The 14,327-nt window shown below is 55.8% G+C and carries 13 protein-coding genes; 4 read left to right on the top strand and 9 right to left on the bottom strand.

Translation table 11 applies throughout. The features are described from left to right. Positions 1–151: 151 nt before the first annotated feature. Positions 152–1,180, top strand: a complete 1,029-nt coding sequence (locus tag ABID47_RS10555) for a YkvI family membrane protein (protein ID WP_354496455.1) — start codon at positions 152–154, stop codon at positions 1,178–1,180. A gap of 75 nt (positions 1,181–1,255) precedes the next feature. Here the strand turns inward: ABID47_RS10555 and ABID47_RS10550 are convergent, their stop codons facing one another. Further along, a complete protein-coding gene (locus tag ABID47_RS10550) occupies positions 1,256–2,383 on the bottom strand; it encodes a glycosyltransferase family 4 protein (protein ID WP_354496453.1) in 1,128 nt (375 codons plus the stop codon). A gap of 134 nt (positions 2,384–2,517) precedes the next feature. Here ABID47_RS10550 and ABID47_RS10545 point away from each other — a divergent pair, with 134 nt between their 5' ends. Both ABID47_RS10545 and ABID47_RS10540 read left to right on the top strand, forming a co-directional pair. Further along, positions 2,518–3,684 (top strand): GGDEF domain-containing protein, encoded by a 1,167-nt coding sequence (locus ABID47_RS10545; RefSeq protein ID WP_354496451.1) that lies wholly within the window; start codon positions 2,518–2,520, stop codon positions 3,682–3,684. A gap of 43 nt (positions 3,685–3,727) precedes the next feature. Beyond that, positions 3,728–5,128, top strand: a complete 1,401-nt coding sequence (locus ABID47_RS10540; RefSeq protein ID WP_354496449.1) for an RsmB/NOP family class I SAM-dependent RNA methyltransferase — start codon at positions 3,728–3,730, stop codon at positions 5,126–5,128. An 87-nt stretch (positions 5,129–5,215) separates the two neighbouring features. On the opposite strand, the gene ABID47_RS10535 is transcribed toward ABID47_RS10540, so the two are convergent. From ABID47_RS10535 to ABID47_RS10515, 5 genes are all read right to left on the bottom strand, one after another. Continuing rightward, positions 5,216–6,016 (bottom strand): Cof-type HAD-IIB family hydrolase, encoded by an 801-nt coding sequence (locus tag ABID47_RS10535; protein ID WP_145947161.1) that lies wholly within the window; start codon positions 6,014–6,016, stop codon positions 5,216–5,218. Positions 6,017–6,100: 84 nt separating this feature from the next. Next, the gene (locus ABID47_RS10530; RefSeq protein WP_354496447.1) at positions 6,101–6,862 is read right to left on the bottom strand and encodes a pseudouridine synthase; all 762 of its coding nucleotides are present in this window, start codon (positions 6,860–6,862) and stop codon (positions 6,101–6,103) included. Continuing rightward, a complete protein-coding gene (locus tag ABID47_RS10525; protein ID WP_354496445.1) occupies positions 6,859–8,421 on the bottom strand; it encodes an RsmB/NOP family class I SAM-dependent RNA methyltransferase in 1,563 nt (520 codons plus the stop codon). Before ABID47_RS10525 ends, ABID47_RS10530 begins: the two co-directional genes overlap by 4 nt. Positions 8,422–8,627: 206 nt before the next feature. Continuing rightward, positions 8,628–9,476: a GTP pyrophosphokinase gene (locus ABID47_RS10520; protein ID WP_251673756.1), complete on the bottom strand. Its 849-nt coding sequence runs from the start codon at positions 9,474–9,476 to the stop codon at positions 8,628–8,630. 24 nt (positions 9,477–9,500) lie between these two features. Beyond that, positions 9,501–10,595, bottom strand: coding sequence for a quinone-dependent dihydroorotate dehydrogenase (locus ABID47_RS10515; protein ID WP_251673754.1), 1,095 nt, complete (start codon positions 10,593–10,595; stop codon positions 9,501–9,503). Positions 10,596–10,783: 188 nt separating this feature from the next. Between ABID47_RS10515 and ABID47_RS10510 the strand changes: the two genes are divergently transcribed. Continuing rightward, positions 10,784–10,918, top strand: a complete 135-nt coding sequence (locus ABID47_RS10510; protein WP_258167940.1) for a hypothetical protein — start codon at positions 10,784–10,786, stop codon at positions 10,916–10,918. Between the two features lie 64 nt (positions 10,919–10,982). Here the strand turns inward: ABID47_RS10510 and ABID47_RS10505 are convergent, their stop codons facing one another. From ABID47_RS10505 to ABID47_RS10495, 3 genes are all read right to left on the bottom strand, one after another. Further along, the gene (locus ABID47_RS10505) at positions 10,983–12,434 is read right to left on the bottom strand and encodes a L,D-transpeptidase (protein ID WP_354496443.1); all 1,452 of its coding nucleotides are present in this window, start codon (positions 12,432–12,434) and stop codon (positions 10,983–10,985) included. Positions 12,435–12,561: 127 nt separating this feature from the next. After that, positions 12,562–12,804 (bottom strand): ferredoxin, encoded by a 243-nt coding sequence (locus tag ABID47_RS10500; protein WP_116232465.1) that lies wholly within the window; start codon positions 12,802–12,804, stop codon positions 12,562–12,564. A gap of 167 nt (positions 12,805–12,971) precedes the next feature. Continuing rightward, complete coding sequence (locus ABID47_RS10495) at positions 12,972–14,294, bottom strand: DNA polymerase IV (protein WP_354496442.1); 1,323 nt, start codon at positions 14,292–14,294, stop codon at positions 12,972–12,974. Between the last annotated feature and the right edge of the window lie 33 nt (positions 14,295–14,327).

Genomic DNA, 14,327 nt, shown 5'->3' with positions numbered 1-14,327 from the left:
CGTCCATTCGAACGCAGCCGCTCCCGGGAAACGCCTGATGGACTGCCTTCATGAAACATGGACAGGTTCCAGTCATGTCCTACCTCTAATCATCATAACCTGTAGTACAGGCAGGACACAAACCGGACTGCCTGCAGCAGGGAGGAGAACGATGAAGAACGGGATCAGGGTGCTTCAAATTGCTTTTACATATATCGGAACCATTGTGGGTGCAGGCTTTGCGACCGGACAGGAGATCCTGCAGTTTTTTACCCAATACGGCAAATGGGCGACGCTGACGATTCTGCTGTCCACCGCCCTGTTTATTTGGCTTGGGACCAAGATTATGATCATTTCACGGCGGATATCGGCCAGATCCTATGAGGATTTCAACAAGCATTTGTTCGGGGACCGGGCCGGGGGAGTGATCAGCATCGTGATGATGTTCGTGCTCGTCTGTGTAAACAGCGTCATGTTGGCGGGAGCCGGCTCCGTTTTCGTCGAGCATTTAAACCTTCATTATCAGACAGGCCTGATCATCACTCTGGTCGGATCCTATGTCTTGCTCACCCGGGGAATGAACGCCATCGTGCAGATGAACAGCATTGTCGTCCCCTTGATGCTGACGTTGTCTTTGGCCATTATTTTCAATACGATCCGTATGCCGGGGGCAGACAGCTTCCTGCGGATTACGACCGACCATCATTTTACGGCGGTATGGACCTCTCCGCTCCTGTATACAGCCTTCAATCTCGTTATGGCCCAAGCGGTGCTGGTCCCCCTTGGAAGCAAGACGGACAGCCATACGGTGGTTAAATGGGGAGGCATTCTGGGGGGCGTCGGCGTCGGGTTCATGCTGCTGGCCGCGCATGTTGCCATGTCCGCCCACATGCCGGGCATCCGGCAGTACGAAATCCCGATGGGCAGCATCGCCAGCAACCTGGGCACCGTGATCCAGCTGATTTATGTGATGCTGATCTTTTTAGAGATTTTCAGCACCTTCGTCGCCGACATCTACGGAGTCACCCTTCAGCTGCAGCAGCACATTCCTTTGCCGCCAAAACTTCTGATCGTCTGTGTCATGTTCATCTGCTTTCTGCTGAGCCAGATCGGATTCAGCTCCCTGCTGTCTGTGCTGTACCCGATTATCGGCGCGCTGTGCCTAATATTGGTGCTGAAGCTGATGTTCATATCCAAATGACCGAGCTATGAAATAGAAAAAAGGCGGGAGCTGAATATCTCAGCACCTGCCTCTTTGTGTTGAACGGCCAGCACGTTATACCTTTTGATAAGATAAATAAATTTTCTTCAGTTCATTCACCGCATGCGTCAGAGAATATTGGCTCTTCGCCTTATCCCAGGCCGTACGGGCGAGATCGTAGCGGTACATCGGGTCGGTGATGACCTTCTCAAGCGCTTCGCAGAGCGCGATCGGGTCCTCCGGCGGCACGAGCAGGCCGTTCACTCCGTCTTCGATCTGCTCCGGAATTCCGCCCACGTCGGTTCCTACCAGGGCCAGGCAGCTGAGCGCCGCTTCCGCAAAGACCGAACCAAAGGCTTCCGCTCTGGAAGGGAGCACGAAAATATCAAAAAACGGCATAAACTCTTCCGGATGCAGCGTGTATCCATAGAAAATAGTTTCGTTATAGATGCCAAGTTCTTTGGCAAGGCTCTCCAGTTCCGTACGGAACGGTCCGTCTCCGATGATGTGCAGCACGTAGTCATGACCCTTTTTCTTAAGCTCGGCGCAGGCCTTCAGCAAAATATCCAGCCCCTTGGCGGGTACCAGGCGGCAGACCGTAATCAGCTGCGGCACCTCGTTCTCATGGGGAACCGGCTTGAACCGCTTTTCGTCAAAACCGTTCGGAATGACCCCAATCTTATCCGGATAGTCCACATAGTCCGATAAATAGCCGGCGAACGACCGGGAAACCGTCAGCATGCGCTGGCTCTTCTGCTCCAGCTCCCGATACAGCGATACGAGGAACCGATGCTCCGGCCCACCGTCCTTAATGCGTCCGTTCAATATTAATTCCCGTTCATAACTGGAGTGAATGGTCTGAATTAACGGTGTATCGGGAAAAACCTGCTTGGCGGCCAACCCGGCGATGGGATGGTGCGCGTGGATCAGGTCATACGGCTTCTGGATCCGCAGACGCGTCCACCACAAGTAATCCTTGTACGTCTGAATATATTTTTGAACGACAGGGTAGTCCTTGAACTCGGTCCAATCGAAGGTGTCAAACACGACCTCCTCATGCCCCTTGTTGCGGATCCGTTTAGGAAGCCAAAACAGCTCCATATCCCATCTTGATGATTGGAATCGCTCCTGCATATAGGGAATCATGGAGGATACTCCGCCCGGCTGCTCGGGTGGGAAAAAGAGGGCCTGTAACAATCTCATAATGGGAAAACCACCCCTTTCTGTAGGTCTCTTAGCTTTTCGGCATCTTGTAAATTATGATATATTAGAACATATGTTTCAGTAAAGTAAAACCGCTGATCCAAAGAATATTCAAGAGAGCAGGAGAACGATCCATGCCCTACTCTTCATTCTTATCCCCCATTGTACCGGGGATTGCCGCCGCATCAGGTTTATATATCATACTCATCATGCTGCTGATTTGTCTCACGATGTACAGCAGGCAGCGCAAAAAAGCCTATCTCTATATGGTGGCGGCCTTTTTGTTCATTATGGCATACGAAGGGGTGAACATCCATTTCGCCTTCTCCGGATCGCCTAGGCAAGGGAGTTACCCAGAAGGAGCCGATTGGCTTCAGGCCTTCTCCTTCCTCCTCCTGAACTTCGCCGTGTACCAGCTGTACCACCGGATGAACCGAAGGCTGCGGGCGCTCCTGATCGTCATGGCGCTTCTGTATGTCGTTCCGCTCCTGTCTCCCGGTTTTCTGGAAGGGACCGGAAGCTGGCAGGCGGGTTATATAGACCTGTGCCAATTGGGCACCGTAATGATAGGGCTATTCGGCATGGCGCCGCGGGTCGGCCAGCGCAAGAAATATACCGCCGGTTTGGCCGTCTATTTCGTCTACATTTTGGTCCATCTGCTGAACAACCTCATCCCCCTGGAAAAGACCTGGATTCCGGCGATCTGGATCTGGCTGCCGCTCTTGTTTTACACGCTCCTCTTTTTTATTTTGTTTACGCGGATCGTGGAGCAAATGCAGTCGATCTACCGTTCCTCCATTACCGACGGCTTGACCAATTTATACAACCGCCGCTTCTTTACGAGGCAGCTGAACCGTTACGTGGATCAAGGGCTGAAGGTCTCGCTGATCTTCTGCGACATCGATAATTTCAAGAAGCTGAACGATACCGAAGGCCATGCCAGAGCGGATCAGGTGCTGAAGCAGGTGGCCGCCATCATCGAGGAGGAAGTCGACGGAGCAGGCCTGGCCGGGCGGTACGGGGGCGAAGAGCTGGTTGCCCTCATCGTCGATAAAAGGGCCAAAGTCAGCCGGATCGCCGAGCAAATCCGGGCCCGGGTCGAAGCCGAAACGATCGTGACCCTAAGCGTCGGATACAGCGTCCTTCGTGCAGGCACGAACGCCGGTACGCTCATTTCGCAGGCAGATCAGGCCATGTACCGCTCAAAGACGACAGGCAAAAATAAAGTGACCGCATACCGATCTTCAAATCCGCCGGCAGCCGTCGGGACCTCCCCTTCGGCGGAAAGCACGAATACATAGAAACCACATCCATGATGATGTTGAATAAAGGAGTATATAACGAATGGGCAAACAGGAACTCCCCGCAGCTTTTGTCAGACAGATGGAACCCCTGCTGGGAAGCGATACCGAAGCATTTCTTGACAGCTACGAGCGGCCGAGAACGCATGGGCTCAGGTTCAACGGCTTAAAGCTTGCGGGCGTGCCGCAGCTGAAGGAGGCCGTCATCCGGGAGTTTGACTTGACCCCGGTTCCCTGGTGCAGCACCGGCTACTATTACGGGGAGAACGTCCGGCCCGGCAAGCATCCGTACCACACGGCCGGCTTATATTACATCCAGGAACCGTCGGCCATGTCGGCTGTGGAGCTGCTCGATCCGCAGCCCGGCGAGACGATCCTGGACCTGGCCGCGGCGCCGGGCGGCAAGAGTACCCATATCGCCTCGAAAATGAAGGGCGAAGGGCTGCTCGTCTCGAACGAAATCCACCCGGAACGGGCGAAAATTTTGGCCGAGAACATCGAGCGTATGGGCGTTACTAACGCTGTGGTTACAAGCGCGGCGCCGGACGAGCTGTCGCACCGTTTCCCGCAGGCTTTTGACCGGATCATGCTGGACGCCCCATGCTCGGGCGAAGGCATGTTCCGCAAGGACTCCGGGGCGATCGCGGAATGGACGCCGCAGCTGGTCGAGCTGTGCGCCGCCCGGCAGTGGGATATTTTGCAGGAGGCATACGCCATGCTGAAACCCGGCGGTAGTATGGCTTATTCAACCTGCACGTTTAACCGCAGCGAAAATGAAGACATGATGGAGCGCTTTACGGCTCATTATGCCGATATGGAAATCATCGCCATGAAGCGGCTGTGGCCGCATCGCGATGCGGGGGAAGGGCATTTTGTCGCCCTCCTCCAGAAACGGGGAGAACCCAGCGGCGGCGGGCACACCCTGGAGGCCTCGCCAAGCGAGCGGCAGCGGCCGCGAAGAAAAGGCCGCAGCGGTAACGGCAAGCCGGGAGCCGGCCTCCAGGACGCACAGTCTGCGCTGAAGGCGTTCCAGGCCTGGGCGGATGAGGAGCTGCCGGACTTCGCGCTGCCGGCGGCGGGTACGCCGATTCTGTTCGGCGAATCGCTGTACCTGCTTCCAGGCGGGGAGCTGCTGCAGGAACAGCAGCTCCAGGGCCTGAAAGTGCCGCGGGCGGGCCTCCATCTGGCCCACCTCAAGAAAAACCGGATCGAGCCGGCGCATGCGCTCGCCATGGCTCTCTCCCCGCAGCAGGCGGCCAAGCGCATCACGCTGGCCGCGGAGGACCCGCAGGTCTCCGCCTACCTGCGGGGCGAGACCCTTCAGGTCGATGCCTCCCTGAAGGGCTGGGTGCTCGCGGCCGTGGACGGCCTGCCGCTCGGCTGGGGCAAGGCCAGCGGCGGGCAGCTCAAGAACCACCTGCCCAAGGGCCTGCGGCAGCACTAGCCGCCTCGCAACCGGCCATCAACAGCAAAGAGCCTTCCTACGCCAGCGTGTACCAAGCTGAAGCCGTAGGAAGGCTCTTTTTTTTCATTACGCCAAACAGTATTTCAGCAGCGCCGCGTGCACGCCGTCCTCATTGTTCGAAGCCGTCACCTCATTAGCTGCGGCCTTAACCTCCAGCGGCGAGTTGTCCATCGCTACGCCCAGGCCAGCGTAGGTGAGCATCGTAATGTCGTTATAATAGTTGCCGATCGCCAGAATCTCTTCCTGCCGGTAGCCTCGCCGCTCGGCGAGCTGCTTGAGGGCGTTCCCTTTGGACGCTTCCGGATGCATCAGATCGACGAAGTATTCGCCGCTCCGCAGGATGTTAAATTCCGGCGTCCACGCCGCGATGTCCTGATGTACCCGGTCCATCGTGTCCGGCTGCCCAAACGCGGTGACCTTGACGATCGGATCACTCAGGTCATGCAGCGGCGGCAGAACCGAAGGCAGCATCAGATAGTTTTCATACATGCTGCGTACTTCCACAGCCAGTCCCTCAACGTCGTCGACGAACATCTGAAACGCCGTATTAACGTCAAAATGCACGCCTTCCTTCCGGAAGTAATCCAGGTAAGGCACGATCGCCTTGGCGTCCATCGCATATTGGTGAACCACTTCCCGGGTATCCACCTTCACTGTCGCTGCCCCGTTATGGCTGATAACGTAGCCAGATAGCCCCATCTGTTCCATAAACGGAATGGAATTTTGCGGTCCTCTCCCGGTGCACAGCACGATTTCAGCGCCTTGTCGCGCGGCCTCCTGAATCGTCTTCTGCGTCTGTTCGGTTACTTCATGCTCATCATTAAGCAGTGTGCCGTCGACATCCAGTGCAATCAGTTTGTATTTCATGCTCCATCCATCCTTTGCCGTAATATCTCTATCTGTATCTGTTTTAAAGCGAGCCGGTCTTTGATCTATTGTAGTATGCCAATGTTATCGGGATGTTTCATCCTTCCCGAGCTGCAGCAGCTCATCCTCCGTCAGCTCACGGTAAGTCCCGATGCGCAAGCCTTCGTCCAGCTGCAGAGCCCCCATCTGCACGCGCTTGAGGTAGGTGACCTTTTTTCCGACAGCTTGAAACATCCGCTTCACCTGGTGAAATTTCCCTTCATGGATCACAAGGGAGATGTAGGAGACGACCTCGTCCCCCTGCTGCTCTTTGCGCAAAATGGTGAGCTCGCCGGGCAGCGTAACATAACCGTCGTCCAGCGTGACCCCGGAGGCGAACTGCTGTACATCGGCTTCCGTCACGTCGCCGGATACGACGGCCTCGTATGTTTTGGGGACATGCCGCTTGGGCGACAGCAGTTCATGCGCCAGCTTGCCGTCGTTCGTGAGCAGCAGCAGGCCTTCCGTGTCCTTATCCAGCCGCCCGACCGGAAACGGCTCGAATGCCAAATGCTCCGGTTCCAGCAGATCCAGCACGGTCCGTTCCCGTGTATCCTCGGTCGCCGATACGACGCCAGGCGGCTTGTGCAGCATGAGATAGATAAATTCCTTATACTGCACCTGTTCCCCGTCAATCCGGATGTCATCCTTATACGGATCGACATGCATGCCGCTGTCCTTGGCCCGGACTCCGTTGACGGTAACCCCCGCCTGTTTGATTTTCTTCTTGATATCGCTCCGGGAGCCATATCCCATATGCGTTAACACTTTGTCCAACCGCAGTGTCGTTCTGCCCTGCTTGCTCATGCGGATGTCCACCTCCAGCCTGCCGGATATTCGTTCTTCAGCATGCCCTCCTGCCACTTGCCCCATCCGGCTGAATAGCCGTCGATGCAGACCAGGGCGTAGCCCTTGGGCGAAGTTTCGCCTCCGCATTCCACGCGGTCCTGGGGAATGCTCAGCGTTTCGCCCTTCAAATAACGCACGGCTTCGCCGCTCCCGGAGTCCAGCCGGATGACCCGGATGAACTCACCGGGATGCAGCGCCGTCGCCAGCGGATGGGCCGGAACGAAGCGGCCGTTCTTGGCATCGCCCATGTACCAGCCCGGGCGGACGACCTTCAGCCCGTCGAGAAGGCTTGGTGGCAGCGGCGATTGATAAATATGGGAGCCGTAGACGACCGTATGGCCCCCCGGCACGAAGCCAAGGAGATGCTCGCGGATGAAAGCTTCATACGCGTCCGTTGGTGCGGCTTCGCCCTGGTTCCCCGCACCTTTTTTCGGCGGTTTTCCTTTCATGGGCTTGGCGTTTCGCGTCGGCCGATCCTTGCCCTTAGCCCGGTCAGCGGACTCCGCCGGAGCCGTGCTGCTCAGCAGCGCATCTCTGGCCCGTTCCGCTTCGGCGGCAGACTCGGGGTCCGCCTCATGCTGCAGGACAGCCAGGAAATGCCCTTCGCCTTCAATCCGGTGCGGCCACAGCCGGGCCGTTCCCCGGACCTGCTCCCAAACTTGATCCGGAATATGCCCGAATCCGGAGCCTTGTTCCTTCAGCCAATCCGTTTCCCCTGCGGCAAAAGAGCCGGTTCCTCCGACCGGAAGCACGCGGAATTCAGGATGACCTGCCACGAATTCCGCTATCATCCCCTCGTTTTCCTCCGGGGAAAACGTACAGGTCGAATACACGATCCGCCCGCCGGGTCTGAGCATGGTGGCGGCCGCCCTAAGAATGCCGCGCTGCATGTCTGCATACTTTAGCGGCGAATCTTCGTCCCATTCCTTGATCATCGCTTCGTCTTTGCGGAACATCCCCTCGCCCGAGCAAGGGGCGTCGATCAGAATCTTATTGAAAAAGGCCGGGAACTTCTCCGCGATCCGGTCGGGATGCTCATTCAGCACGACCGCGTTGCGGGCGCCGTACAGCTCGATATTTTTGGCCAGCGCCTTGGTCCGGTCGGCATTCAAATCATTGGAGACCAGCATGCCTGTCCCCCGCAGCTTGGCCGCGATTTGCGTCGATTTGCCTCCAGGGGCGGCGCACAGGTCCAGTACGGCCTCTCCCTGCATTACGTCCAGCAGCTCCACCGGAGCCATTGCGCTTGGCTCCTGGATATAATAAAGGCCCGCATGGTAATACGGATGCCTGCCGGGCCGTTCACTCGCTTCGGTATAGAAGCCTGTCCCGCACCAGGGAATCGGCCGCAAATCCCACGGGGCGATGGACAGCAGGTCTTCTGTGGAAATTTTCAGCGTATTGACCCGGATGCCGCTGTGCGGCACACGGTCATACGAATCCATAAAATCGGTATACTCCTCTTTCAGCAAGGAACGCATCCGTTCCTGAAAGGCAGCCGGCAGCTTAAGTGCCATGTGCTTCATCATCCTGTCTTTAATATAAAATCGTTGGCCGGACCCCATTGTATCAGCCCTCGTCCATACAAACAACCCGCTGCGCATGATCGGCAGCGGGCTGAATCCGAATGTTATGCCTCATCGGAAGGATCGTTTTTCTTTAGATCATGGCTGTAAGATTTCAGGGATACTGAAACATCCCATGATCGCAAGAAAAATTTCCGCTAATCTCGGTCTGTCTCCTGTGAGAATACGTCGATAGAATTTTTCTTATAGGCCGCCATCAGTTCCCGTACCTCGTCGAGGAGCTGTCTCATGCTCTCCATGTCATGGGGCTTGCCCGGCTCGGTCTGGGACCAGATTTGATTGAACCGTTCCTGGAAGGCCATCGCCTCGTTCACCAGATGATAGAAGTAGAGCTGATGGATCATCGCCAGCACCGTAGAGGTCACGTTGGAATCGTCCTCAAACTGCTTCTGCGCCTCAAGGATATCCTCACGGATGCTCGACATTTCGTTATCCAGCACAGATGCCGCTTCGGCCGCGGTCTGCAGCCGCTTGCGGATGTTCTCCGGAAGGCTCTCCCGGTACTTATAGCTGAGCGAATGCTCGATCGTCGCCCAGAAATTCATCGCCAGCGTGCGGATTTGGATCTCCGCCAGCACCGGTTTTTGACCAAGCGCCGTCTGAACCGGGTACTCCACGATCATATGAAAACTGCGGTAGCCGCTTTCTTTATAATTCGTAATATAATCTTTTTCATACAGTACCGTCAGATCCTTCCGCTTGCGGATATATTCGGCCACGCGGCGGATATCCTCGACGAACTGGCACATGATCCGGATACCGGCGATATCCTCGATCCCTTGCTCCAATTGGTCCATTGGAACGTTAAGCCGCTTCGCCTTGTCCAGAATGCTCGATATTTTCTTGACGCGTCCGGTCACGAACTCGATCGGGGCATATTCCTCTCTCTTCTTCAGTTCCGCACGCATCGTCTTGAATTTGACTTTCAGTTCCTCAACGGTTTGTTCATACGGTAGTAGAAACAATCCCCAATCTCTGCCGTCCATTCACATGCCTCCTGTCTGTCTCCCTCAGTGATGGTCTGCCCCCACAGCCTCGGAGATATGGGCAAAGCCGTCACGACGCAAAAGCTCTCTCAGCCCGGCGTTGATTTTCCGGTTGATTTCGGGTCCTTCATATATAAGGGCAGTATAAATTTCCACCAGGCTTGCACCTGCCCTGATCTTCTCATAAGCATCTTCAGCCGTAAAAATGCCGCCGGAACCGATGATCGGCAGCTTGCCGCCCGTCTGGCGGTATACCCGGGATACGACCTCCGTGGAACGGATACGCAGCGGCTTGCCGCTTAGTCCCCCGGTTTCCCTGGCGTTCGGATGGCTCAGCCCTTCCCGCCCGATCGTAGTGTTCGTGGCGATAATGCCGGAGATCCCGCTCGGAGCCAGCGCATCGACCATTTCTTCCAGCTCGCCGTCGCTCACATCAGGCGCAATTTTCACCAGAATATGCTTGGACTCCCCGTGCTTGGCGGCTTGCGCCCGCATCTCTTCCATAATATGCCGGACCAATGTCGAAAGTTCGCTGCCGTACTGCAGATTGCGCAAATCCGGCGTGTTCGGCGAGCTGATGTTAACCACAAAAAAATCCCCGTACGGATACAGGGTACGCAGGCATTCCTGATAATCCTTATAGGCTTCCTCGTTCGGAGTTACTTTATTTTTGCCGATGTTCACGGCAACCGGGATCCGACGGTTCTTGATGGCCGCCAGCCGCTTGGCCATGGCCTCCGCTCCCTCGTTGTTGAATCCCATCCGGTTCACAAGCGCCTCGTCGGGCGGAAGGCGAAACAGGCGGGGCTGCTCGTTGCCCGGCTGTCCCTTCGGCGTCACCGTGCCAACCTCCATAAAACCAAAGCCGATGGAAGAAAAACCGTCGACCGCTGCCGCATTCTTGTCCAATCCTGCTGCAAGTCCAACCGGTGTCGGAAAATGTATGCCGAACAGATCCACTGCGAGGTCTGCCGTCTCGTTCACGCCGTACATGCTTCGCAGTAGGCCCGTTCCTCCCGGAAACGCGCCCGCGGAATGAAGTCCGCCGATGACCAAATGGTGAGCTTTCTCCGGATCCATTTTAAAAAATATCGGTTTTGCCAAATTTCGGTACAGCACCAGCCAATCTTCCTCTCCATGCACATTGTTGTCTCTATCCTTCAGTTTATCCTTAATCGGTATAAAAATAAAGTTTTTTGCCTGATCGAACCGGCTGGTTCCAAGCCCTTCCCCTGCTGGTATTTTACATTGAAAGCCATTACAATGAGGGTAAGATTGAATCTGATTAGGAAAGAAGGTAGAACGTCATGGCAACCAAGCGCAAACCGCCGACGCTTCAGCAGAAGAAGGACGAAGTCAACCGGAGGGCGTTGCTTTGGGTCGGGATCGGCCTGCTTTTGCTCATTCTGCTCATTTCGGTTCTGATTATTTTCAACGTGTAAATTTTTAAATTCTATAATCTAGCGCATTTTCATTTGGGACAAGCCTTTCTGCCAAGGCTGCGGTTCACAGCCAGTGATACGTCTGATGGGGGTTCGTCTGATCCTGCTTCGGCTTCGTAAGGAATCTTTCCTTCGGCACGAGCGGCAGATCAGGCAGAGCCCCCTTGCTTATGAGTACAGGGGTGCCTAACGGTACGAGATCAAAAAGCTCCTCAATGTCCGCCCTGCTCATGCGGATGCAGCCCTTGGATTCGTCCTTGCCCACGCTGTCCGGTTCGTCCGTGCCGTGAATCGCGTAATTGGTATCCGACAGCTGCATGCCCCGGCTTCCAAATTCGCCGTCATCCCGGCCGTTCGGATTCATCACCTTGATCGAAATTTTGTATTTCCCCTCCGGCGTACGCTCTCCCCCCAGTCCAACCTTATAACTTCGGATGAGCTTATCCCCGCTGACTACGGCCAGACGGTGCGCCGCTTTATCAACGATAATTTCGAGCCGCTCCTGTAAAAAGGGCTTCTGCCCCCATGTCGAAGCAAACGGAGACGACGCCGGATTGGCGCCGGATACCGTTTCACCGATCCCGCCTTCTTGTCCCTTAGAGGAACTTCCGCCGGATTGCATCCATTCGGCCATGGGGGCAAACGCCTCCTGCATGCGCGGCGTCCGCCCCGAAACCCAATTTTCCGGAAACGGCCGCGTCAGATCGTTCACGGACTTCGGCAGGGCTCCGTTCTTTTCCCGGTAGGCAGCCATGGCGCTGTACAGCAAAGCCAGTTCTTCCTGCTCCAGGGTCCATATCGCAGCAGCGGACTGCAATGCTTCCTGATCCTGCGGTTTGCATGCGCAATCTTTGGCATTATAGGACTGATAGGTCATCTTTCCTTTCCCGCCGGAAAGCATTGTATAAGAGACTGGCAGATCGCGCGACCACAGCAGCCATTTTCCCTGCCGTTTCATCGTCAGGACCGCCAAGCGGTTCCTGGTTTCCTGCGCGCTTGACATTTCAGCCGCTAGCAGGTGCGCCTTGCCGTCCCCATCTTCCTCGCCCAGTGCGGTAAACACCGTGCCCGATGCAGGCCGTCCGTCTTCTGCCGCAGCCCCCTCGCCTTTACCAGTATCCTTTTTCTCCGGCATATCATCTGCTGCTGCAGCCGCCTGCACTTCTTCCCCGGAGTTCGTAGATTCTTCTGCCAGGCTCTGCCGCTGCGGCGATTCCACCGATGGAATCAGCACCAGAATGAGAATCATCAAGGCAACCGCCGCCCGGCGGATTCGCCGCCGCTTCCGCTCCGAATCCTCGGCCTGCTTCAGCAGCTTCTGTTCGTATTCCAGCCAAATATCCGAAGGCACCCGGCTCGTTTCAAAGGCTTCATAAATTCCGCCCGACTGGTTAAAGCAGTAGTTGGCTTTCCCCTGCTGCCCGCTTTTTTCATATTCCTTCCCCAGCAAATACCATCCCATTTTATTGTCCGGATGCATCTGAACGTATTTTTTGAGATAGAGCGAATTTTTCAACGGTAACCTCCATGCGCAAATGTTCTTTCTATTTATATCGGCACGCGGAAAACAAAAAAACATCCCCCTCGAGGCCTATTCGGCCGGGGGATGCTTTCAGACAAAGGCGTACGCATGAAGCGTTGCTTCAGCCTTCTTTATGAAAAGGGCAGTCCGCGATCTTGATGGAATCGGTCGGGCAGCCGTCAACGGCATCCTGCAGGTCATCGTACATCTCTTCAGGAATTTCGGTGTTGCCTGTGTTGTTATCGCCGCCGTACACGACTCCGGCCAGCCCCTCGTCGTCATAATCGTAAATATCCGGAGCGGTTGCGCCGCAGGCGCCGCACGCGATGCAGGTATCTTTCTCAACCCAAGTATATTTGGCCATGGCTCTCCTCTACCTTTCTATTTATCTATATAAATGATCTATCCAAAAAAAAACGAAATGTTCTCCACCATAGCAGCAAAACCATATTTATATGGTAACGCAAATTTCGCCGTCTCTTCAATGACAAAAATCACATATTTTCGTTTCGTGACTTTCGCCCTAACCGCTTACGGAAGATCCTCGTCGCGCTTATCGGCAAAATCCATCTGCAGCGATGTTCCCCGCACCCGGTGGTTGCGCAGCAGCGCCGACGGATCGTCGCCGAGCATCCCCGCGGTAACGACGGCGTTCTCCCCGAACTTGTTCCGCAGCTCGTCCATAATCTTGGTCAGGTTCTCCTTCTTCGGCTGCTTCTCATAGCTGAACAGATCGAGCTGGATCGCCGACTCCTCCTTCGGTACCAAATGCTGCAGCGTCACGCCGAGCAGCCTGACCGGCTTGTCCCAGCTCCAATGCTCCGCATACAGCTTGCGCGCCGCCTCGTAAATGTCCTCGGCATTTTCGGTCGGGGCAGGCAGCACGCGGGCACGCGTGATCGTCTTCATGTCCGGCGTCCGGATCGTGATCTGCACCCCGCCTGCGACCAGTTCCTTCCTTCTTAAGCGCCGAGCCACCTGATCGCTCAAATTGAGCAGCACCCGGTTGACATCTTCCTTGGCGCTGATATCGTGAGGCAGCGTCGTCGTATGCCCGACCGATTTGCTCTGCTCCCGATCCTCCACCACCGGAGAATGGTCAATACCGTTTGCCGCCTGCTTCATCCAGGCTCCCACGACCCCGAACACGCGGATCAGTGCTTCTTCGTCCGTACGCGCCAGCTGGCCGATCGTATGGATGCCGATTTTGCGCAGCTTCTCCGCCGTTTTGCCGCCGATTCCGAACAGCTCTCCGCAGGGCTTGTTCCACAGCACGTTCGGCACATCGCGGATGCGAAGAACCGAGATACCGTTCGGCTTTTTCATATCGGAGCCCATCTTGGCCAGCAGCTTGTTCGGGGCGATCCCGATAGAGCACGGCAGCCCGAGCTCCTCATAGATCCGCCGCTGGATTTCCTCAGCGATGTGCTGGGGCGTTCCGAACTGCTTCGATCCGGTAATATCGAGATAGCATTCGTCAATCGAAGTCGCCTGCATCAGCGGCGTATAGGAATAGGCGATTTTCATAAACGCCTTGGAGTATTTGCGGTATAAATCAAAATCAGGCTTGATGACGATCAGCTCCGGGCACAGCTTCAGCGCCCGGGTGACCAGCATGCCTGTCGAAATGCCCCGTTTCCGTGCAGCATAGGAACAGGTGACGATAATCCCTTTGCGCAGCTCCATGCTTCCTGCAACGGCGGTGGGCATGCCCCGGTATTTCTCCGGCTCCTCCGCCTCATGGACGGAGCAATAAAACGCGTTCATATCGACATGCAGAATGACCCTTCCATTCTGCGGGTAATAGGCATCAACGCTTGGCTTGTCCATCATTCTCACCCTTACCAAATTCATAAATCCAGCATACCCCTCGCCAGAAACGAGGTC

It is taken from the genome of Paenibacillus favisporus, assembly GCF_040545415.1.
GTDB classification, from domain to species: Bacteria; Bacillota; Bacilli; order Paenibacillales; family Paenibacillaceae; genus Paenibacillus_AQ; species Paenibacillus_AQ favisporus.
The sequence above is the reverse complement of the archived record's forward strand: the minus strand, read 5'-3'. Positions and strand labels throughout refer to the sequence as shown.